Annotated in this window: 1 pseudogene; it reads right to left on the reverse strand. The window is 72.9% G+C overall.

Annotated elements, in window-relative coordinates:
- Positions 1 to 208: pseudogene (locus tag ACSNOK_RS36650) on the reverse strand (galactokinase); the annotation flags it as partial.
- Positions 209 to 229: the final 21 nt, after the last annotated feature.

The raw sequence follows: 229 nt of genomic DNA on the forward strand, positions 1-229 counted from the left end.
CCAGGGCGTGCGCCCCTTCCTCGCACCTTTCGCGCCGGGTGGCGTACTCCCCGTCCCCCAGCGCGTGCCGCACCCCGGTGTCCACGACGAGCAGCCGCAGGCCCGCCCCGGCGAGATCGAACGGCACCTGGCGCTGGGCGAGGTCGCGGGTGTCGAGGTGGAGGGCGTGGCCCTCGGCGCAGCAGGCGGCCGCGGTCTGGTCCATGATTCAGCCTGTCTCTTATACACA

Source organism: Streptomyces sp. URMC 126, from assembly GCF_051386555.1.
Classification (GTDB): domain Bacteria; phylum Actinomycetota; class Actinomycetes; order Streptomycetales; family Streptomycetaceae; genus Streptomyces.